Source organism: Parabacteroides sp. AF21-43, from assembly GCF_003635435.1.
Classification (GTDB): Bacteria; Bacteroidota; Bacteroidia; order Bacteroidales; family Tannerellaceae; genus Parabacteroides; species Parabacteroides distasonis.
In genome coordinates this window covers 271467-292047 of the sequence record NZ_QTMG01000002.1, presented here as the reverse complement: position 1 = coordinate 292047, position 20581 = coordinate 271467, and the positions used below count along the sequence as shown (strand labels likewise).

Here is a 20581-nt window from a genome sequence, read left to right as displayed (position 1 = left end):
ATCTGTGAAGTAAATTTAGGCATAGTCAAAGTACGACTTATTTCGTTAATGAAGTATATATCCTATGACACATGCAGTATATATCCTATAGCATTTGAAGTATATCTTCGTAAAGAGGAGTTTCAGGGCCAAAATAAAAAAGGCGAGGATCTTAACCCCCGCCTTCTATCTGTAGATATAGAAATCCTATTTTATCCACCGAAATCATCGAAGTGCAACATCTCACGAGGTACACCCAAGTTATCCAGCATATTTTCCACGGCCTTTGACATCGGGCCCGGACCACACATGTAGTATTCGATATCTTCCGGAGCCTCGTGATCCTTCAAGTAAGTATCATGGATTACTTGATGAACGAATCCAGCCGTATATTTAACACCCGCAGCATCAGCGGCAGGATCAGGACGGTCAAGCGCCAAGTGGAACGTAAAGTTTGGGAATTCTTTCTCTATTTCCAAGAAATCTTCCAAATAGAACACTTCGTTCAAGGCACGCGCGCCATAGAAGTAAGACATCTTACGATCCGTAGTCTTCAACGTCTTCGTCATGTGCATGATTTGGGCACGCAACGGAGCCATACCAGCACCACCACCAATCCACATCATCTCTCTCTTAGAATCGAAAATTGGGTGGAAATCACCATAAGGACCACTCATAGTCACCTTATCACCCGGTTTCAACGTAAAGATATAAGAAGAAGCGATACCCGGCATCACATCCATGAAACCAACTTGTGGTTTCGGTTTGAACGGCGGCGTAGCGATACGCACGGTCAACATGATACGGTCACCCTCAGCAGGATAGTTAGCCATAGAATAGGCACGGATAGACGGTGAGTCGTTCTTACACTTCAAACCGAATAAACCGAATTTCTCCCAAGCCGGCAGATACTCGGGGCCGATCAAGCTCTTATCGATATCCTTGTTATAATCCATTGAGTATGTAGGGATCTTGATCTGAGCGTAAGAACCCGGAATAAAGTCCATGTGCTCACCTTTAGGCAACGCAACGATAAACTCCTTGATAAATGTAGCGACGTTCTTATTACTGATAACCTCGCATTCCCATTCCTTAACGCCAAATACCTCGTCTGGTACCTGAACGACCATATCCTCTTTCACCTTGCATTGACAAGCCAAACGCCAATGATCTTTCACTTGTTTACGAGAGAAGAAACCTTTCTCAGTAGGTAGGATCTCGCCACCGCCATCAATAACTTGAGCACGGCACTGACCGCATTTACCACCACCACCACAAGCGGAAGACAAGAAGATGCCACCGCTCTGTAGCGCACCTAGCAAAGTTCCACCAATCGGGGTCTCTATATCTTTCTCTCCGTTAACCTTCAAGCTTACATTCCCTGAAGGCACCAATTTTGCTTTGGCGAACAAAAGCAAACCGACCAAGATCAGCGTGATCAATAAGAATACTATTGCGCTGACACCAATCGTAAGTCCGCCCGACATTAATAAAGTCATCTTTATATTTTGTTTAATGCGTTAATACTTAAATCTTCAGACCAGAGAAACACATGAATGCCATACCCATCAAACCCGTGATGATGAAAGTAATACCCAAACCTTTCAAAGCATTGGGGACATTTGAATATGACAATTTCTCACGGATAGCCGCCATACCTACGATAGCCAGCAACCAACCGATACCAGATCCTAAACCATAAACAGTGGCGACACCTACATTAGGGAACGCTTTTTGTTGCATAAACAGAGAACCACCCAAGATAGCGCAGTTTACAGCGATCAGCGGCAAAAAGATACCAAGGGAAGCATACAAAGACGGAGAGAATTTCTCGACTACCATCTCGACCAACTGCACGAAAGAAGCGATAACGGCGATAAAGATAATAAACGCCAAGAAGCTAAGGTTCACCTCCGCATATTCCGGGCCTAACCAACTTAACGCACCTTCTTTCAATACATAATTCTCAAGCATATAGTTAATCGGCAACGTACAGAAAAGTACGAATGTCACTGCTATACCTAATCCTAAAGCGGTCTTCACGTTCTTTGAGACAGCCACGAAAGAGCACATACCCAAATAGTATGCGAAGATCATGTTGTCAACGAAGATCGAGCGGACGAATGTGCTTAATAATTGTTCCATTCTATTATTCGTTTAATCGTTAACATTAATTTTCTTGAAGTTCCTTGTTCTTAGCACGATGAACCCAAATAATAACAGCGATCACGATCAACGCCATCGGAGGCAAGATCATCAAACCATTGTTCACGTAACCCAGATCATAGAATGCCTGCGGAATCACTTGGAAACCCAATAAGGTACCAGATCCCAGCAATTCACGGAAGAAACCTACGATAATAAGAATAATCGCATATCCCAGACCGTTACCAATGCCATCCAAGAACGATTCCCATGGGCCGTTACCCAAGGCGAACGCTTCCAGACGTCCCATCAAGATACAGTTCGTAATGATCAAACCGACAAATACGGAAAGCTGTTTGTTTACGTCATAAGCAAAAGCTTTCAACACCTCACTAACGATTGTCACCAAAGCGGCAACTACCACCAATTGCACGATAATACGGATACGGTTCGGAATCGTATTACGCATCAATGAAATGATCACGTTAGCGAAAGCTACGACAGCCGTCACCGAGATACCCATCACGATGGCCGGCTCAAGTTTTGATGTTACAGCCAACGCAGAGCAAATACCCAACATCTGAACGACAACCGGGTTGTTAGCGCTCAACGGGCCTAACAGAACTTCTTTATTCTTTTCAGATAATAATCCCATCTTCTACTTAATTTTGTGAGGTCAAAAATTTAACATAACCGCTCAAGCTGTTGAATAACATTTCATCCACACCTTTACTGGTAATTGTACCACCTGAGATACCGTCTACATAATCCTGTCCCGCTACGCTCTTACCCGGCTTAACAACAGCGACAGACTTGAATTCTCCACTCATGAAGATCTTCTTACCTTTGAACTCATTGCTGAACGCCGGTTTAGAGATCTCAGCTCCCAGACCCGGAGTTTCACCTTGGTGGCTGAAGTCAGCACCATAAATAGTATTCTTATCACTATCTACAGAGATATAACCCCATAACGGACCCCAAAGACCTGCTCCATGCAAAGCCATGATATATTTCGGTTGACCATCTACATTCGCGACGAAAACCGGATATTGATGCTCAGCGGCAGCCTTAACTACATCCGTAGCGAAAGCGTCGCCTTCAACCTTCTCACCATTCTCGTTTACCAAGAAAGCTTCCTTGATCAACTCGTTGTACTTGGTCTCAGCCTCAGAAGAAGAAACATTTACGTTAATAGAACGCAGAATTTGTTGTCTCTTATCGTTATCCTCGTTCTGTTTCTGAAAACTTCTCAATGATTGTGAAGTAAACGCCAATACGACAGCCACTAGCACAACCATCACAGCCGCATAAACAACCGTATAAACATTGCTATCCCGGTTTATGCCTTTCTTAGCGGCGCCCTCCTCCTTGATTTCCTCAAATTCGGAAGCAGGAGCGGAACATACCGGGCAAGTGTCAGGAGCCTTATTTCCCTCGTGGACATAGCCACATACCTTACATTTATATTTAGCCATATTCCTTCTTACTTTATTTTATTACACGTTTCAATCTGCGAGAGATATTAGCTTCCACAACATAATAGTCGATCAGGGGAGCGAACACGTTCATCAACAGGATAGCGAGCATCATACCCTCTGGATAACCCGGGTTCAACGCACGAATAATAATGGCCATAGCACCTACAAGGAAACCATAGATATATTTACCTGTCTCCGTACGAGCGGAAGTCACAGGGTCTGTAGCCATGAACACGGCACCAAAAGCGAAACCACCTAAGAACAAGTGATCCAGCGGAGATACGCACATAGCGACCGTAGTACCGATCATATTAAAGATCAATGACATGAAAGCACCACCCACGAACACGGAAACCATTGTCTTCCAACTTGCGATACCCGTAACCAACAAGATAACCGCACCGATCAAAATAGCCAATACGGAAGTCTCACCGATAGAGCCCGGGATCAAACCAATAAACGCGTCCCAAGTAGAGATCGGGTTGCCTAATACGTCAACAGCTTGGAAAGAACCGATCATCTCCTTACCAGCGATAGCGACTTGTCCTAGCGGAGTAGCTCCGGAAAAACCGTCAACTACTTGGCCAGCCCCGATACCAAACGTATCAGCCGTACGAACGAACACTTGATCACCAGACATTGCTGCCGGGTAAGCGAAGAATAAGAACGCACGTGTAACCAATGCTACATTAAATATATTATATCCCGTACCACCAAATACCTCTTTCGCGAAAATAACAGCGAAAGCAGTAGCTACAGCGATCATCCATAACGGAGTATCGACCGGAACGATCATCGGAATCAAGATACCGGAAACCAAGAATCCTTCTTGAATCTCTTCCTTCTTCACTTGGGCGACAGCGAACTCTATACCCAAACCTACCACATACGAAACAATGATCTTAGGCAATACCGCCAAAAATCCAAAAATAAAAGTCATCAAAAATCCCGGCTCAGCCCCCACAGCTAAATTGTGCTGATAACCGACATTATACATACCAAAAAGCAAAGCAGGCAACAAAGCGATGATAACCACGGTCATGGCACGCTTTGAATCAATACAGTCATGAATATGTACGCCCGTTTTAGAGGTCTCGTTCGGAACAAATAAGAATGTTTCGAAACCGTCAAAAACAGAACGGAACATCGCCAGCTTTCCGCCTTCCTCAAAGTTAGGCTTAATCTTGTCGAGATAATTCCTTAACGCTTTCAATGTATTATAAGTTTTTTATGTTATTAATTCATTTCCTTATACAACAGGTTCAATCCGTCGCGAACGATCTTTTGCAACTCGATCTTGGAAGTGTCCACGAACTCGCAAAGAGCGAAGTCCTCGGGAGCCACCTCATAGATACCTAAGTTCTCCATCTTGTCGATATCGAACGCAATGATCGCTTTCAACAAATACTCCGGATAGATGTCCATCGGAAACACCTTATCGTATTCATTAGACATGATCATGGCACGTTTACCACCTTTGATACGGGCGTCGATCACATATTCCTTGCTAGTACCTAACCAGCTAAAGTAACTATGGCTAGCGCTGAACTGGTTGAAACGAGGCATAGCGAAACCTAAGAACTCATGCGTCTCATCACCTTCCGGAATCACGGTGATCTGGTTATCATAAGCGCCTAGGTAACCATCCATATTCACCTTGGTACCTGTCAAAACATTACCGCTGATAATACGGATATGTTCCTGTCCTAACACTTTACCGTTAACCAAGCTCTTAATCGTACAACCTGAAATCGTTTTAACGTAGCCTCTCTCGGTAGTCTCGGAACCGGTAATAGCAACCATACGGCTGAAATCGGCGACACCCTTGTTAAACAAGCGTCCGATAACGATCACGTCTGCCGGATTAACCGTCCAAACTACCTCACCCTTGTTAACGGGCTTGATATGATTGATCTGCACGCCAACGTTCGCTGCGGGATGCGGACCTTCTACTTCCACGATCTCCACACCTTTCATTCCGCTCACGACAGAACCACTTCTTACACCCACATACACTTTTCCATTCGTTAATTTAGCTAGGGCGTTTAATCCAGTCTGGAAATCAGCCTCCTGACCTTTTACGATAAAATCGAAGTTTGGAGCCAAAGGAGCGGAGTAAAAAGCCGAAACGAAGATATCACGCGGAGTATCCAATGGAGCGGCAACGATATCGTATGGGCGTTGCTTGATAAACGGCCACATACCAGCGTTCAGAAGTACCTCTTTCACCTCTGCTCCCTGTAGGGATGCTACGTTCTTCTTACCGAACTCCTCATACTCGATCTGCGCATCCGGCTTCACAACGATGCTTAGCACCTTACGCTTCTCTCCTCGGTTTACGGCAGTTACCTCGCCACTGACCGGCGAAACAAACTTGATCTCGGGGCGGTTCTTGTCAATCATCAGTACAGAACCGGCTTTGACTTTTTCTCCTACTTTCGCAACAACTTTGGGGAGAATACCGTTATAATAATCGGGGACGATCGCGTAAGACTCGCTCTTGCCGCCGTTTAACAGTACATCCGAAGCTTTGCCCTTCAGATTAATGTCTAAACCCTTTTTAATCTTAATCACATTTGCCATGATACAACTAAAATTGTTTATATGTAATTTTCCTGCAAAAGTAAACATTTTTTCATGCTTTAGAGCAGGGAAAGGCAAATAAATAGAGAAATAATTCCATAATTTTGCGTCGTTAAAGAAAGTAATAAGAAAATGAAAGTTTTTAAAATCCTATTTCTGCTGCTTATCACGGTTTTAGTACCGTTGAACGCTCAAGTGACTTACTTCACCAACGTTAGCGATAAGCAAATAAAGACCCTCCAAGTGAAGGTTGCCGGCGAGATGTTCTCCGATCCATTCATTGAACTGGGCGGTGAAAACCGTATCGAAGTTAATTTCGATGCTTTTAATCCGGGCTTCGGGCGATACGCCTATAATCTGGTTCATTGCAACGCCGATTGGACGCAATCGAATCTTTCCCCGATTGAGTATATGAATGGTTTCCAAGGGAGCACGATCGAGGATTTCGCCAATGCGATGGGTACTACGGTGCAATACACCAACTACCGATTACTTTTCCCAAACGATGACGTTCAACCGAAGGTCTCGGGGAATTATGCCTTGCAAGTATATAACGAGGATGATCCCTCCCAGATCGTATTTACCGCTTGCTTTTCTATTTTCGAGCCGATGGTTAGTGTCGCCGCTACGGTGAGCGGAAATACGGATATCGATACCAATCAGTCACACCAACAAGTCAGCTTTGCGATCAATAACAAGAATTTCCCCATCACCTATCCTCAGACCGACTTGAAAATCTGGGTTTATCAGAATAACCGCAGGGATAATGCCGTAACAGGTCTTCAGCCTATGACTATTTTAGAAAACCAGATCTCTTATACGAACAATCAGAACTTGATCTTTCCCGCAGGAAACGAATATCGCCGTATGGAATTTTTGAGCAACAAATACAATGGCATGCACGTAGAAAGTATCTCGTTCCATAATCCATATTACCATGTAGAGTTGATGACGGACTATCGGCGTGACCAATTATCGTATCAATACGATCAAGACCAAGACGGCCGTTTTTTCATCCGTTGCAGTAATTGTAACGACCCGGATACGGAAGCGGACTATTACATCGTTCACTTTACCCTCGCCATGGACTTAATTCCCGATGGAAACGTGTATTTGAACGGTGAATTATATAATAATGTATTGGACGAGAAAAGTAAGATGGGCTATAATCCGGAGACGCATCAATACGAGAAATCCGTCTTACTGAAACAAGGCAGTTACAACTATCAGTACCTCTTTGTCCCTAACGGACAGACCGTAGGACAGACCGGCCCTATCGAGGGTAATTTCTTCCAGACGGAGAACGAATATAGCATTTACGTCTACTATTGTCCAATGGGAGCACGGTATGATCGTTTAATCGGTGTAACTAGTATCAGAAATACAATGCCCGTGCTATAATTATTCGCGTAAAAGGCATACTTTTACGCATAAAATAATTGAGCATGAAAACGAGACGTATTGTTATCAGTACCGTATTATTAGTCGGGGGACTTCTCTCGATCGTTCAAGTCATGCCTAAAAATCCACTGTTGATAGGCGAAAGGTTATTTCCGTATGGAGGATGGATACAAGTGATACTTGCCATGCTATACGGTGGTTGGCTCTGCTATAAGATGCAAGATCGGCAAGAACGTCCCAAATGGAGAAAACGAGCGTGGTTGTTATTCTCGATCGTTTTTTTCGGGCAACTTGCTCTAGGGATTTTTGCCGATCCTATTTTCCTTATGACCGGGAAACTGCATTTACCGATCCCTGCGGTAATCTTGGCCGGACCGCTTTATCGCTTCGAGGGATTATTCATGCCCATACTTTTTATCAGCACCTTATTACTATCCGGTCCCGCTTGGTGTAGCCAGCTTTGTTACTTCGGGGCATTCGACGCATGGAGTGCCCGGGGAAAATTGGAACGAAAAAGGTTCCCCTATCACAAGCAAATGCGATACAGCATATTATTTCTGGTTATGTTGGGGGCCATCCTACTCCGAATATTCGGAGCGAGCGGCAGGATAGCCACCGCTTTTGGAATAGCGGTCGGAGTTATCGGCCTACTTGTCATGCTATTGTTTTCCAGAAAGAGACGGAAGATGGTGCATTGCAGTAGTTATTGTCCGATCGGGACTTTAGTGTCTTTCCTCAAATACCTCTCTCCTTTCCGGGTACGACTGACCACGGATTGTTGCCATTGCATGGCTTGCACAAACGCTTGCCGTTATGATGCCCTACATAAAGAAGAGATCGAGAAGGGAAAGATCGGCTATACCTGTACCTATTGCGGAGATTGCCTCTCCGCTTGCAAGCACGGGGCTATAGAATATTATTTCCCGGGATTGCGCCCGACTACTGCCGAGCGCCTATGGATCGTCGTAACGGTCGTATTACATACTTGTTTCTTGATGATCGCACGAATCTGAGCCGTATACTTGCTTGCCCATTATATAAGTACATACCGTATTCCGGTCATCGCCGAGGGTTTGCAGGCCAAACAGCTTATTCTCGATCGTCCATTTATCTCTCGAACGAAGATACTCCATACGCAATTTCTGGACAGAGGTAGCGGCATAATCCACGACTATGAAATCCGCTTCACGGCCAGGGAGGAAACTTCCGATTCGGTCGTCCAACGATAAGGCCCGTGCAGAGCCTAGCGTACATTTATAGATAGCCTCCAAAGCTGTCATCGGATAACCGTTCAACTGTTGTACCTTATAAGCCTCTCCCATCGTACGCCACATAGAGAAAGATGTACCCGCACCGACATCTGTCGCCAAGGTAGTACGTACGCCGTAACGGTTCGCTTCCCTCATATCGAATAATCCGCTTCCAAGGAAAAGGTTCGAGGTCGGGCAATGGGCGATAATGCCTCCCGTTTCTCCCAACCGCTTATATTCCCGATCGGTTAGATGGACACAATGCCCGAATATCGAACGATCGGTCAACAATCCGGCACGCTCATAGACCTCCAGATAATCCGCATGACCGGGACAGAGCGATAAGACAGATTCAATCTCTCCCAGATTCTCCGAAAGATGTGTCTGTATATAGGTACTGGGATATTCGGCATGTAAACGACCGGCAGACTTTAATTGATCCGGCGTACTGGTTATGGCGAAACGGGGCGTGATCACATAGTGATTCCGTCCTTTCCCGTCCCAATCCTCGATTAAGCTACGGCAGTCCAACTCACCCTGATGCGTGGTATCCATCAGATAATCCGGAGCGTTCCGGTTCATCATCACCTTTCCAGCCAAGATACACATATTATACTCCGTAGCCACGGAAAATAATGCGGTTACGGAAGCAGGATGAACCGTGGCATAAGCGGCACAAGTCGTAGTTCCGTTCTTCACCAGTTCCTTCACGAAAAAGCGAGCGATATCTTGTGCATATTCCATGGAAGAGAAAGCTTCCTCGGCGGGAAACGTATATTCGTCCAGCCAATCCAGAAGTTGCTTGCCATACATTCCCTGTATCTCCGACTGGGAGAAATGGATATGGGAATCAATAAAGCCGGGTGTAATCAATTTACCGGAATAGTCTGTCACCGGGAAATCCGGGTAACGGGAACGCATCGCCTCGAACGGCCCCGCCTCTACAATCTTTCCATCAACAACAGCCAGTTCCCCATCCTCAAAATAGCGGTAAGCCTCCACATGATCCAGCGGGGAAGCGATCAAATAGAACACTTCTCCCCTATATAAGTTCTTCATCATGGTCAAATAACAATTCGTTTATTTAATTGGTTCCACGTGCAAAGCGATGTGCGTAGCCTGACCGAACTTATCACGCAGATTCTGTTCGATCTCTTTCGTCAAGTCATGGGCACGAGTCACGGTTATCTGTCCGTCCACCCGTATATGCGCCTCGATAGCAAAATTATTACCGATGCGGCGGGTACGTAGATTATGCGGGCTCTTTACCTCGGGAACCTCACTAATGATCGCCAAGATCTCATCCTCCACCTCCTTCGGCAAAGATTTCTCCAATAAGTCATTAATCGCCGGGATCACTAGTTGTAAGGCTACTTTTACGATAAATAAACTGACAATCACAGCCGCCAACGGGTCCAGCACACGCCAATTATCCCCCAACAAAATCGCCCCTCCGATACCTAAAGCCGTACCGATCGAGGAAAAGGCATCCGAGCGATGATGCCAAGCGTTAGCGATAACGACTTGACTATTCTGCTTCCTTCCTACCCAAACCGTAATATGATACAGTAATTCCTTGATCACGATAGAGATAAGAGCAGCAACTAAAGCGATCATTCCCGGACTTTCCAACGGAATCCCCTTGAAATAAAAGTCATAAATCTTGTTCGCTCCCTCCCAGAAAAGGCCAAAACCTACACAAAGCAAGACGATACCGACAATTGAAGTCGCCAAAGTCTCGTATTTACCATGCCCGTAATCATGGCTCTCGTCCTTCGGCTTGGAAGATATATTGACAAAAAGAAGTACGATTATATCCGTTACGAAATCAGATAACGAATGCACCGCATCGGCGATCATAGCGCTACTATGCCCCCAGATACCCGCCACGAACTTGAATACCAATAAAACAAAATTAGCGAATGACCCTAAAAGTGTCACTCGCATAATCTCTTTTTTCCTCGCCTTTGGTGCCTCCTCCATAGAATCCCATTAACAAGATTTACCGGTCATGATGTCCAGCACCAGACGATCCGTCGCCTCCATTCCTTTAGAACCGATAGCGGTCAAGTTCGCGATCGATTTATCCACATCCTCATCGATGATACCTTCCACGGAAGTCACCACCTTATCCTCCATGGCCATCAAAGCGGAAAGCATCGCCGTAGATACGCCACTAGATACTTTCATCGCGCAACTCGGCTTGGCACCGTCACAGATCATTCCGGTAATATTACCGATCATATTCTTGATCGCATAAGAAATCCGCGCCTTATTTCCTCCCATCAAATAGGTGATAGCGCAACTCGCTCCCGTAGCGGCAACCACACAACCGCAAAGGGCGGACAAGCGTCCCAGACTTTGCTTGATATAGATCACCATCAAATGGCTTAACATCAACGCACGGATCAGTTGCTCTTCCGAGCATTGGATATCCTCGGCGAAAGAAAGAACCGGAAGCGTAGCGGCGATTCCTTGATTACCGCTTCCCGAATTACTCATCACCGGGATCATAGCGCCGTCCATGCGAGCGTCGCAAGCGGCGGAAGTCATGATCAACATATGCGTATAAGCGGAATCTCCCATGAACTTACGGCCGAAAGCACCCGAGACTGTCTTGCTTACGGTATGTCCGTAATTGCCTTTCATGGAAGCTTGGGCAGCTTTCTTATTCAACTCGGCCGTTTCTAAAATAAAACGAATCTCATCCAATGGCATTTCCATGGCAAACTCATAGACCATAGAGAAGGAAAGACGTAAATCCTTATTCTCACATACTTCCTCGCCAGAAGCGTTTGCCGTACGTAAATCAGTCAATACCTCCCCGTTTTTCTCTACATATATTATATGGGTATGCTCATGGCAAATGATCACCCTTGAACGATCGTTCCCTGCAGAACTTATAATTTCGATATAAAGTTTATCTACATTCTCTTTTAGGTCTATACTGATACATTTCTTGCAGACCATTTCCTTACCTTCTTTCAATCCCTCCGGAGTCAAGTCTTTCAGCACCTCTAGCCCATAAGCGGACTTACCGATGATCGATCCCAAAGCGATAGCGATAGGCAACCCCACCATGCCAGTCCCCGGGATTCCTACTCCCATGGCATTCTTCAGGATATTGGCGCTCAGATAAACCTCTATCTTCTCTGGCTTACGCCCCAGCACTTCCGCCGCTTTTGCGGCCGCCAAAGCCACGGCAATAGGTTCCGTACATCCGATAGCAGGGATTACCTCCCTGTGAATCAAATCTATAATTTGAGTTTTTATGATAGTATCCATACTGATAGTCTTTATTTAGAATTAGATAGTTAATATACAATAGATTAAGAACAAAACTCAACAACGATATCTCGCAAGGCATCGTATTGTTTTCCCAATGCATCTTCATAACGCAACGCTTCTTCCAGATTCCCTTCTCTCAACAGCGATAGTATATTATTCGATACATCGAATAGATTTACCAGACCTAAATTAGCGGCTATCCCTTTCAAGGTATGCGAATATAGCTTGGCATTCTCCAAATCCCGCTCTACTAAAGAGCTCCGTAATTTCACATACGAACCGTCTGTAGTAATAAATTTATATAGAAACTTTTTGAAGAGGCTATCACTATTCATAAAACGATCTAAGGTATTCTCTTTATCCCAAGCAGCTACATCTATTAATGCGTTATAAAAAGCATCGTTCTCATTCATTTTTTTATGATATTAGTTTTCGTACAAAATTAGGAATTTTATAGACACTACCAACGTTAGCGGTATTCTTTTTCTTTACTTACCGCAACTTGGGTACGGAACGATAATTTTAGTACTTTTGTCGCCTACTTCGGGACCTAGAACGCCCGGGCTGTATTTATCCGATTAATAGAATTGAAAAAGGAATGGGAATTTCATCGCCGCTTGTAGATTTGCAACATCAATATGATCTCCTGCAGAAAGAATATGAATATGAGAAGGAAACATACCGACAGCAATCCGAGCGTACGGGTTTGCGAAAACGAGTGGCGCAGGGCCTCTGTTGGTATCCGGTCACTCCGGGACGCAGTTATTATAACTCCTTAAACCAATTGGTGATCGAGATCGAAAGGACAGAAGACCGGGAGATCGAGCATAATTTTGAGTACGGGCGCCCGATTTGCTTCTTTACGGCAGATATCAGTGGTAAATTTAAGTATCTGGATTTCTCCGCCACGATCAGCTACGTGCAAGAGGACCGGATGGTGGTAGTTCTCCCCACTCCTTCCGCCTTGATGGATATACAAGGAAAAAGCAATGATCTCGGCGTGCAACTCTACTTCGACGAGACCAGCTATAAAACGATGTTTTCCGCTCTCTCGGACGTGATGCGGGCAAAAAACAACCAACTCTCTCATCTTAGGGATGTATTGCTGGGGCAGGAAAAACCGGGACAGCGGGAATTATTCCCGATCCGCTTCCCTTGGTTGAACCGTTCTCAGGAAGAAGCCGTAAATAAGGTATTGGGAGCGAAACAAGTATCTATCGTACACGGCCCTCCCGGAACCGGGAAAACAACCACCTTGGTGGAAGCCATTTACGAGACCCTTCACCGGGAGAATCAAGTGATCGTTTGCGCTCAAAGCAATACCGCCGTAGACTGCATCTCGGAGAAACTGGTAGATAGAGGCATTAACGTCCTGCGCATCGGGAACCCCACTCGTATCAATGACAAGATGCTCTCTTTCACATATGAACGCCGTTTCGAGTCGCATCCGGATTATCCCGAGTTATGGAGCATCCGGAAAGCGGTACGGGATATACAATCCAATATGCGAAAGAAAAGCCGGGAGGAACGGGATACGATCCGAAACCGCCTCTCCCGTTTGAAATTCCGGGCGACCGAACTGGAAGTCAAGATCGATACAGAGCTGTTCGACGAGGCTCGTGTTGTCGCTTGCACCTTGGTTGGCTCCGCAAACCGGGTCATGATGAACCGGCACTTCACGACCTTGTTTATCGATGAGGCCGCCCAAGCCTTGGAAGCCGCTTGCTGGATAGCGATCGGCAAGGCAGACCGGGTCATACTAGCGGGCGATCATCACCAATTGCCCCCTACTATTAAATGTATAGAAGCGGAACGAGAAGGCTTAGGACGTACCTTGATGCAAAAGATAGCCCACACGAAACCGGAAACGGTCTCTCTCCTGAAGATCCAATATCGTATGCACGAGGATATCATGCGCTTCTCCTCCCAATGGTTCTATCATAACGAACTCGAATCCGCTCCCGAGGTAAGTGGGCGGGGAATCTTGCGACTGGACACTCCCATCGTATGGTTCGATACGTCCGAGTGCGATTTCACGGAAAATGCGAGAGAGGAGACCATGAGCCGTGTCAACAGGCAAGAGGCGGAATTGCTCGTGGAACAATTACGCTCCTATATACAGAAAATATCCAAGGAGAGAGTGCTGGAAGAGAATATCGACTTCGGATTGATCTCCCCTTATAAGGCGCAGGTACAATACATCCGTAAATTGATCAAACAAGACGCTTTCTTCAAGCCTTTACGCAGACTGATCACCGTACACACCGTTGACGGTTTCCAAGGGCAAGAACGCGATGTCATCTTGATCAGTTTGGTAAGGGCCAACGAGGATGGAAAGATAGGCTTCTTGAACGACTTGCGGCGCATGAACGTAGCGATCACCCGTGCCCGTATGAAACTGATGATCTTGGGAGACGGTTCCACCCTTACCCGGCACGCATTTTATAAAGAACTCTATAATTATATCTCCCAAAGAGGTAAAATAATCACGATCAACACGAAACAAGAGCATGAACTATAAATTATTGGTACTGGATTTAGACGGTACACTGACAAACAGTAAAAAAGAGATCACCCCATTTACGAGGGAAACCCTTCTGCAAGCGCAGGAAAAAGGATTGCATCTGGTCTTAGCCTCCGGCCGGCCCACCTACGGTATCGTGCCTTTAGCCGAAGAACTGAACATAAAGCAATATGGTGGTTTTATCCTTTCCTTCAACGGCGGTAAGGTGATCGACTTGATGACAGACAAAGTACTTTTCGAACAGGCTTTGCCACCCGATATCGTACCTGTTTTATACAACCGCTCCAAAGAAGCGGGACTGGCTATCCTTTCCTACAACGGTAAATATATCTTAAGCGAGCATCCGGAAAATAAATACGTACAATACGAATCTTTCTTAACCAAAATGAAGATCAAGGCTACCGACGATTTTCTGCGGGATTTGCATCAGCCAGCCGATAAATGCTTGGTGGTAGGCGAACCGGAGATGTTGGTACCGTTGGAAGAGAAGCTCCGCCAAGAATTAGGGAAACGTATCAACGTATATCGTTCCGAGGCATTCTATCTGGAGCTTGTCCCCAAAGGCATCGACAAAGCCGCCTCGTTATCCCGCTTACTAGAGCGAACCCGGATAAAACAGGAGGAAGGGATCGCTATCGGCGACGGTTTCAACGATGTATCCATGATCCGTTTCGCCGGATTGGGAGTCGCTATGGCCAACGCCCAGCCCCCTGTCAAGGCCAATGCCGACCGCATCACCCAATACACGAACGATGAGGATGGAGTGGCTCGTTTCATCCAAGAATTGCTTTGAAAAAAAACACGTACGTATTTTCCGAAAAACATGTACATGTTTTCGCGAGAACACGTACGTGTTTTTTCAGAGACATTTACACCAGTATCGACACAGGCCAATGCCTATACCGGCATACGCCTATACCAGTAGTGCCGTAGGGCTACGCCAGTATAGGCGTGAGCTTGCGCCGATATACGTAAATTCCTTTCATGGAAATGTCTTCTAACTATCAACTATTTTATGTATATTTGTATTCTAAACCATAAAAATAAGACGCCATGAAGTACAAATTATTAGTCTTAGACGTAGATGGGACGTTGCTTAACGACAAGAAAGAGATAACTCCCCGGACCCATGCCGCCTTGTTAAAGGCTCAGCAGATGGGAGTTCATGTTGTATTGGCATCCGGCCGACCCACCAACGGGGTTCAACCCTTGGCGGAGGCTCTTGAATTGAATCATTACGGTGGTTTCATATTATCTTATAACGGAGGTCAGATCATCAATGCCCAGACCGGAGAATTGATGTTCGAGAAACGAATCGATCCGGCCATGATTCCTTATTTAAACCGGAAGGCGAAGGAAAACGGTTTCGCGATCTTCACATATCACAAGGACTATATCCTAACCGATAGCCCGGAAAACAAACATGTCCAAGAGGAGGCCGAACTCAATAAGATGCGCATCATCGGTGTGGAGAATTTCCCGGAAGCGGTGGATTTCGCACCCTGTAAGTGTATTCTTACCAGCGATGACGAGAACAATCTAGTGGGTCTCGAAAATCATTGGAAGAAACGTCTGGACGGGGTATTGGAAGCTTTCCGCTCCGAGGACTATTTCTTGGAGGTAGCTCCTCATTTCATCAATAAGGGAAATACGTTGGCGGTATTGATGGAGATGCTGAATATCACGACCGAAGAGGTTGTCGCTATCGGTGATGGCGTGGCCGACGTATCCATGCTTCAATTAGCCGGTACCGGCGTGGCGATGGGTAACGCACGCGATTCCGTAAAGGCTTGTGCCGATTTCACGACCTTACCCAATAATATGGAAGGTGTGGCGGTAGCGATCGAGAAAGCGATCCTTGCCACGATCAAACCCACAGAGGTTCCGTTAGATCAACTAAACGCACGGGCCAAACATGCTTTAATGGGTAATCTAGGCATTCAATATACCTATGCGTCGGAGGATCGTGTGGAAGCGACCATGCCTGTAGACGAACGGACCCGCCAGCCTTTCGGTATCTTGCACGGAGGCGCTACACTGGCTCTGGCAGAGACCGTGGCCGGACTAGGTTCCATGATTCTGGCGAAACCGGACGAGATGGTAGTCGGCATGCAAGTTAGCGGCAGCCATATGTCGTCCGCCCACGAGGGAGACACGGTACGTGCCGTCGGGACGATTATCCACAAAGGCCGTTCATCCCATGTGTGGAACGTAGACATATTCACCTCTACCGACAAACTGGTTTCCTCTGTACGGGTAATCAATAGTATACTAAAGAAGAAATGATTCCAAGAGATTCTTACGAAATAATAGACACGTTGATCAAGCAAGGCCGGAGTTTCGCTATTTGGCGTATTCCCGGTGAGGATAGGCTCCATTTCAGGATGCAAAGTGCCGGCTCTCCTTGCCTATTATACGACATAAAAGACTTAAATGAACGGAGCGGTTTTGTAATCGCTCCGTTTCAGGTGACAGCGGAACGACCTATCGTTTTAATCCAACCGGATTGCTTTGAAATCCCCTCCGAATCCGATTGGGATTTCTCTCGAGAGAAAAACGAATTCCCTTCGAATGAAATCGAAATCCCGTCCGAATCCGAGGAGAAGGAACGATACGCTTACCATTTCTCCCTGTTTACCAACCCTTTGCTAAAAGGAAGCCAAGATAAACTAGTCCTATCCCGTAGCAAAACGATCTGGAAAGATCCCTCTTTCTCACCCGGCAAGGCATTCTTCGCCGCGGAAGAACGATATATCCGCTCCTATGTCTACCTTTGCCATACCCCGGAAACCGGAACTTGGATGGGTGGGACACCGGAAATCTTGTTATCCGGCGAGAAAGGCGACTGGCAAACGGTAGCTTTGGCCGGAACCCAATCCTTACGAGACGGGAAATTACCGAAAAGCTGGGACCATAAGAATTGGAGAGAACAGCAATTAGTCGCCTCCTATATACGCCGCCAGCTGTCCACCTTGGGTATTACTCCCGAGGAGAAGGGGCCTTATTCAGCCCGGGCCGGAGAGGTTTCTCATTTGAAAAGTGATTTCTTCTTCTCCTTGCCGAATCCCGAGAAGCTGGGTGATGTCCTTCAACTATTACACCCTACTCCAGCAGTTTGCGGTCTTCCCAAGGAGGAGGCTTATCATTTCATCATCGAGAATGAGGGGTACGATCGTAGCTATTACTCCGGTTTCATCGGTTGGCTGGATCCCAAAGGCAAAACAGATCTGTACGTAAACCTCCGTTGCATGAATATCCTCCCCCAAACCTTTACGCTGTATGCCGGAGGCGGTCTGTTGGCGGCCTCGCAGCTAGAAGATGAGTGGCAGGAGACAGAGGATAAATTAGATACGATGCGGAGAATAGTGGGTAATTTATAATTTTATATCATATAATGTATAGCGATAAAAAGAACATCCTTCAATTGGTAGCCTTGCTGATAGAGCACGGCGTAAGTAATATCGTGCTATGTCCGGGAAGCCGGAACTCTCCGATTGTGCACACATTGGCAAACCATTCGTTCTTCAATTGCCATTCCGTGACGGATGAACGAAGCGCGGGATTCTTTGCCGTAGGGCTAGCGTTGCACGGAGGTAAGCCGGCGGCTGTTTGCTGTACCTCGGGCACGGCCTTGCTGAATATACATCCGGCGGTAGCGGAGGCTTTCTATCAGAAAGTTCCACTTGTCGTGATATCCGCCGACCGCCCCGCCGCATGGATCGGGCAAATGGACGGACAGACCTTGCCGCAACCCGGGGTGTTCGGCTCGCTGGTAAAGAAGTCGGTGCAGCTACCGGAAATACATACGGATCAAGATGAATGGTATTGCAATCGATTGATCAACGAGGCGTTGTTGGAACTGAACCATCACGGCAAAGGACCGGTGCATATCAACGTTCCGATCTCCGAGCCTTTATTTCAGTTCACGACACCCGAATTGCCGAAGGTACGGGTAATCACCCGTTATCAAGGCTTGAACGTGTACGACCGGAAATATGATGACCTGATCGAGCGCTTGAACAAATATAGCAAGCGGATGATGATAGCGGGACAAATGAGCTTGATCTATCTCTTCGAGAAGAAAATATGCAAGTTACTATACAAGCATTTCACTTGGCTCTCCGAGCACATCGGCAACCGTATCGTACCGGGATTACCGATCAAGAATTTCGACGCTATCCTGTATGCTACCCCGGAGGAGGAAAAAGAGAAGCTAGTTCCCGAGCTCGTAATCACCTACGGTGGCCATATTGTCTCCAAGCGGCTGAAAGAGTTTTTGCGGAAACACCCGCCTAAGGAGCATTGGCATGTCTCATTGGATGGAGAGGTAGCGGATTTATTCGGTAGCCTGACCACGGTGATCGAGATGGACCCTTTCGAGTTTCTGGAGAAAATCGCTTATATGCTGGAGAATAGGCAGATTGAATATCCGAAGGCTTGGGAATACAAATCCCGGAACCTGCCGGAGCCGGAGTTCGCTTACTCCGAAATGGCGGCGATCGGTGGTTTGATACGCTCGCTTCCGGCTGAATCGGCCTTGCATCTGGGGAATAGCTCCACCGTACGTTACGCGCAATTGTACACCGTACCCGAGACGGTTGAGGTTTGTTGTAACCGAGGTACGAGCGGGATCGAAGGCTCCTTGTCTACGGCCATCGGATACGCCTCGGCCTCGCAAAAACTAAACTTTATCGTTATAGGCGATCTTAGTTTCTTCTATGATATGAATGCGTTGTGGAACGGTAACTTGCACAATAACCTTCGCATCCTGCTCTTGAACAACGGAGGTGGCGAGATCTTCCAAGCCTTGCCGGGATTCAAGATGAACGAGCGTACGCACCGTTACGTTACCGCCTCCCACCAGACCTCAGCGGAGGGATGGGCCACGGAAAGGGGATTCTCCTACTCCGCTGTCCATAATGCCGAGGAGTTGGCAGCGGCGATGAGCGCCTTTACCCAAACGGAGCAACCGAGCGAACATCCCCTATTCATGGAGGTTTTCACGGACAAAGCGGAAGACGTACGATTGCTCAAGGAATATTATCATCAACTGAAAAATTCATCCCAAGCACAAAACATATAATATATGGAAACGAAAAGAGAATGGACAACCATCAACGAATATGAGGAGATCTTATTTGATTTCTACAACGGCATCGCCCGCATTACAATCAACCGGGAACGGTATCGCAACGCTTTTACCCCGACTACGACCACGGAGATGAGCGACGCCTTTTACATCTGCCGGGAACGCCCGGACATTAACGTAGTCGTTCTGACAGGAGCCGGAGATACGGCCTTTTGCGCGGGAGGCGATATGAACGTGAAAGGACGTGGCGGCTACGTGGGTAAAGACGGCGTACCTCGCTTGAACGTATTGGACGTACAAAAGCAGATCCGCTCTCTCCCGAAACCCGTCATCGCGGCCGTGAATGGTTTCGCTATCGGCGGCGGACACGTATTGCACGTGGTTTGCGACCTTACGATCGCTTCCGAGAACGCTATCTTCGGACAGACTGGTCCTCGTGTGGGTAGCTTCGACGCCGGGTTCGGTTCTTCTTACCTCGCCCGTGTGGTCGGACAGAAAAAGGCCCGTGAGATCTGGTTCCTATGCCGCAAGTACAATGCGCAGGAGGCTTTGGATATGGGTCTGGTAAATAAGGTAGTCCCCTTGGATAAATTAGAGGACGAGTACGTTCAATGGGCCGAGGAGATGATGTTGCTTAGCCCGTTGGCTTTGCGCATGATCAAGGCGGGCTTAAACGCCGAGTTGGACGGACAGGCCGGTATACAGGAGTTGGCCGGAGACGCTACCATGCTTTACTATATGACGGACGAGGCGCAGGAAGGCGGTAAGGCATTCTTGGAGAAACGCCGTCCCCGCTTCGAGGATTACCCGAAATTCCCGTAGGGAGTGGACAGTTGGCAAGTGA

The 20581-nt window shown here is 46.8% G+C and carries 18 protein-coding genes; 8 read left to right on the top strand and 10 right to left on the bottom strand.

Features of this window, described 5'->3' with window-relative positions; translation table 11 throughout:
* Positions 1-191: 191 nt before the first annotated feature.
* From nqrF to DWX84_RS03060, 6 genes are read right to left on the bottom strand one after another with little or no spacing between them, the layout of a single operon-like run.
* A complete protein-coding gene (gene nqrF / locus DWX84_RS03085) occupies positions 192-1466 on the bottom strand; it encodes an NADH:ubiquinone reductase (Na(+)-transporting) subunit F (protein WP_010182986.1) in 1275 nt (424 codons plus the stop codon).
* 40 nt (positions 1467-1506) lie between these two features.
* Positions 1507-2124: an NADH:ubiquinone reductase (Na(+)-transporting) subunit E gene (nqrE, locus tag DWX84_RS03080; protein ID WP_005856893.1), complete on the bottom strand. Its 618-nt coding sequence runs from the start codon at positions 2122-2124 to the stop codon at positions 1507-1509.
* Positions 2125-2149: 25 nt separating this feature from the next.
* Complete coding sequence (locus tag DWX84_RS03075) at positions 2150-2779, bottom strand: NADH:ubiquinone reductase (Na(+)-transporting) subunit D (protein ID WP_005856891.1); 630 nt, start codon at positions 2777-2779, stop codon at positions 2150-2152.
* Positions 2780-2786: 7 nt separating this feature from the next.
* Positions 2787-3599 carry an NADH:ubiquinone reductase (Na(+)-transporting) subunit C gene (nqrC, locus tag DWX84_RS03070; protein WP_048927306.1) on the bottom strand — a complete coding sequence of 271 codons (813 nt, stop codon included), beginning with the start codon at positions 3597-3599 and terminating at the stop codon, positions 2787-2789.
* Between the two features lie 13 nt (positions 3600-3612).
* Positions 3613-4815 carry an NADH:ubiquinone reductase (Na(+)-transporting) subunit B gene (locus DWX84_RS03065; protein WP_048927307.1) on the bottom strand — a complete coding sequence of 401 codons (1203 nt, stop codon included), beginning with the start codon at positions 4813-4815 and terminating at the stop codon, positions 3613-3615.
* Between the two features lie 23 nt (positions 4816-4838).
* Positions 4839-6185, bottom strand: coding sequence for a Na(+)-translocating NADH-quinone reductase subunit A (locus DWX84_RS03060; protein ID WP_008772142.1), 1347 nt, complete (start codon positions 6183-6185; stop codon positions 4839-4841).
* A 132-nt stretch (positions 6186-6317) separates the two neighbouring features.
* On the opposite strand from DWX84_RS03060, the gene DWX84_RS03055 reads away from it, so the two are divergent.
* On the top strand, positions 6318-7586 hold the full coding sequence (locus tag DWX84_RS03055; RefSeq protein ID WP_005856883.1) for a DUF5103 domain-containing protein: 1269 nt from the start codon (positions 6318-6320) through the stop codon (positions 7584-7586).
* 44 nt (positions 7587-7630) lie between these two features.
* Complete coding sequence (locus DWX84_RS03050) at positions 7631-8599, top strand: 4Fe-4S binding protein (RefSeq protein ID WP_048927308.1); 969 nt, start codon at positions 7631-7633, stop codon at positions 8597-8599.
* Here DWX84_RS03050 and guaD read toward each other — a convergent pair.
* From guaD to DWX84_RS03030, 4 genes are read right to left on the bottom strand one after another with little or no spacing between them, the layout of a single operon-like run.
* Complete coding sequence (gene guaD / locus DWX84_RS03045) at positions 8564-9904, bottom strand: guanine deaminase (RefSeq protein ID WP_083434101.1); 1341 nt, start codon at positions 9902-9904, stop codon at positions 8564-8566. The two genes, DWX84_RS03050 and guaD, sit on opposite strands and share 36 nt — an antisense overlap.
* Before the next feature lie 12 nt (positions 9905-9916).
* Positions 9917-10819 carry a cation diffusion facilitator family transporter gene (locus DWX84_RS03040; protein WP_009017469.1) on the bottom strand — a complete coding sequence of 301 codons (903 nt, stop codon included), beginning with the start codon at positions 10817-10819 and terminating at the stop codon, positions 9917-9919.
* Positions 10820-10828: 9 nt separating this feature from the next.
* Positions 10829-12121, bottom strand: coding sequence for a serine dehydratase subunit alpha family protein (locus tag DWX84_RS03035; RefSeq protein ID WP_048927310.1), 1293 nt, complete (start codon positions 12119-12121; stop codon positions 10829-10831).
* Positions 12122-12165: 44 nt separating this feature from the next.
* Positions 12166-12537 (bottom strand): Hpt domain-containing protein, encoded by a 372-nt coding sequence (locus tag DWX84_RS03030; RefSeq protein WP_005856873.1) that lies wholly within the window; start codon positions 12535-12537, stop codon positions 12166-12168.
* Between the two features lie 185 nt (positions 12538-12722).
* On the opposite strand from DWX84_RS03030, the gene DWX84_RS03025 reads away from it, so the two are divergent.
* The 6 genes from DWX84_RS03025 (at position 12723) to menB (ending at position 20559) form a co-directional block, all read left to right on the top strand.
* On the top strand, positions 12723-14645 hold the full coding sequence (locus DWX84_RS03025) for an AAA domain-containing protein (protein ID WP_048927311.1): 1923 nt from the start codon (positions 12723-12725) through the stop codon (positions 14643-14645).
* The gene (locus tag DWX84_RS03020) at positions 14635-15441 is read left to right on the top strand and encodes a Cof-type HAD-IIB family hydrolase (protein WP_121961046.1); all 807 of its coding nucleotides are present in this window, start codon (positions 14635-14637) and stop codon (positions 15439-15441) included. Before DWX84_RS03025 ends, DWX84_RS03020 begins: the two co-directional genes overlap by 11 nt.
* Positions 15442-15701: 260 nt before the next feature.
* A complete protein-coding gene (locus tag DWX84_RS03015) occupies positions 15702-16934 on the top strand; it encodes a Cof-type HAD-IIB family hydrolase (RefSeq protein ID WP_005862246.1) in 1233 nt (410 codons plus the stop codon).
* A complete protein-coding gene (locus DWX84_RS03010; protein ID WP_048927312.1) occupies positions 16931-18028 on the top strand; it encodes an isochorismate synthase in 1098 nt (365 codons plus the stop codon). Before DWX84_RS03015 ends, DWX84_RS03010 begins: the two co-directional genes overlap by 4 nt.
* A 14-nt stretch (positions 18029-18042) precedes the next feature.
* On the top strand, positions 18043-19731 hold the full coding sequence (gene menD, locus DWX84_RS03005) for a 2-succinyl-5-enolpyruvyl-6-hydroxy-3-cyclohexene-1-carboxylic-acid synthase (RefSeq protein WP_022192642.1): 1689 nt from the start codon (positions 18043-18045) through the stop codon (positions 19729-19731).
* 3 nt (positions 19732-19734) lie between these two features.
* Positions 19735-20559, top strand: coding sequence for a 1,4-dihydroxy-2-naphthoyl-CoA synthase (menB, locus tag DWX84_RS03000; protein WP_048927313.1), 825 nt, complete (start codon positions 19735-19737; stop codon positions 20557-20559).
* Positions 20560-20581: the final 22 nt, after the last annotated feature.

Excerpts from the sequence above, each read along its gene's own strand:
- nqrF (WP_010182986.1), bottom strand. The coding sequence starts at position 1,466 with ATGTCGGGCGGACTTACGATTGGTGTCAGCGCAATAGTATTCTTATTG.
- nqrE (WP_005856893.1), bottom strand. The coding sequence starts at position 2,124 with ATGGAACAATTATTAAGCACATTCGTCCGCTCGATCTTCGTTGACAAC.
- DWX84_RS03075 (WP_005856891.1), bottom strand. The coding sequence starts at position 2,779 with ATGGGATTATTATCTGAAAAGAATAAAGAAGTTCTGTTAGGCCCGTTG.
- nqrC (WP_048927306.1), bottom strand. The coding sequence starts at position 3,599 with ATGGCTAAATATAAATGTAAGGTATGTGGCTATGTCCACGAGGGAAAT.
- DWX84_RS03060 (WP_008772142.1), bottom strand. The coding sequence starts at position 6,185 with ATGGCAAATGTGATTAAGATTAAAAAGGGTTTAGACATTAATCTGAAG.
- DWX84_RS03055 (WP_005856883.1), top strand. The coding sequence starts at position 6,318 with ATGAAAGTTTTTAAAATCCTATTTCTGCTGCTTATCACGGTTTTAGTA.
- DWX84_RS03050 (WP_048927308.1), top strand. The coding sequence starts at position 7,631 with ATGAAAACGAGACGTATTGTTATCAGTACCGTATTATTAGTCGGGGGA.
- DWX84_RS03040 (WP_009017469.1), bottom strand. The coding sequence starts at position 10,819 with ATGGAGGAGGCACCAAAGGCGAGGAAAAAAGAGATTATGCGAGTGACA.
- DWX84_RS03035 (WP_048927310.1), bottom strand. The coding sequence starts at position 12,121 with ATGGATACTATCATAAAAACTCAAATTATAGATTTGATTCACAGGGAG.
- DWX84_RS03030 (WP_005856873.1), bottom strand. The coding sequence starts at position 12,537 with ATGAATGAGAACGATGCTTTTTATAACGCATTAATAGATGTAGCTGCT.
- DWX84_RS03025 (WP_048927311.1), top strand. The coding sequence starts at position 12,723 with ATGGGAATTTCATCGCCGCTTGTAGATTTGCAACATCAATATGATCTC.
- DWX84_RS03020 (WP_121961046.1), top strand. The coding sequence starts at position 14,635 with ATGAACTATAAATTATTGGTACTGGATTTAGACGGTACACTGACAAAC.
- DWX84_RS03015 (WP_005862246.1), top strand. The coding sequence starts at position 15,702 with ATGAAGTACAAATTATTAGTCTTAGACGTAGATGGGACGTTGCTTAAC.
- DWX84_RS03010 (WP_048927312.1), top strand. The coding sequence starts at position 16,931 with ATGATTCCAAGAGATTCTTACGAAATAATAGACACGTTGATCAAGCAA.
- menD (WP_022192642.1), top strand. The coding sequence starts at position 18,043 with ATGTATAGCGATAAAAAGAACATCCTTCAATTGGTAGCCTTGCTGATA.
- menB (WP_048927313.1), top strand. The coding sequence starts at position 19,735 with ATGGAAACGAAAAGAGAATGGACAACCATCAACGAATATGAGGAGATC.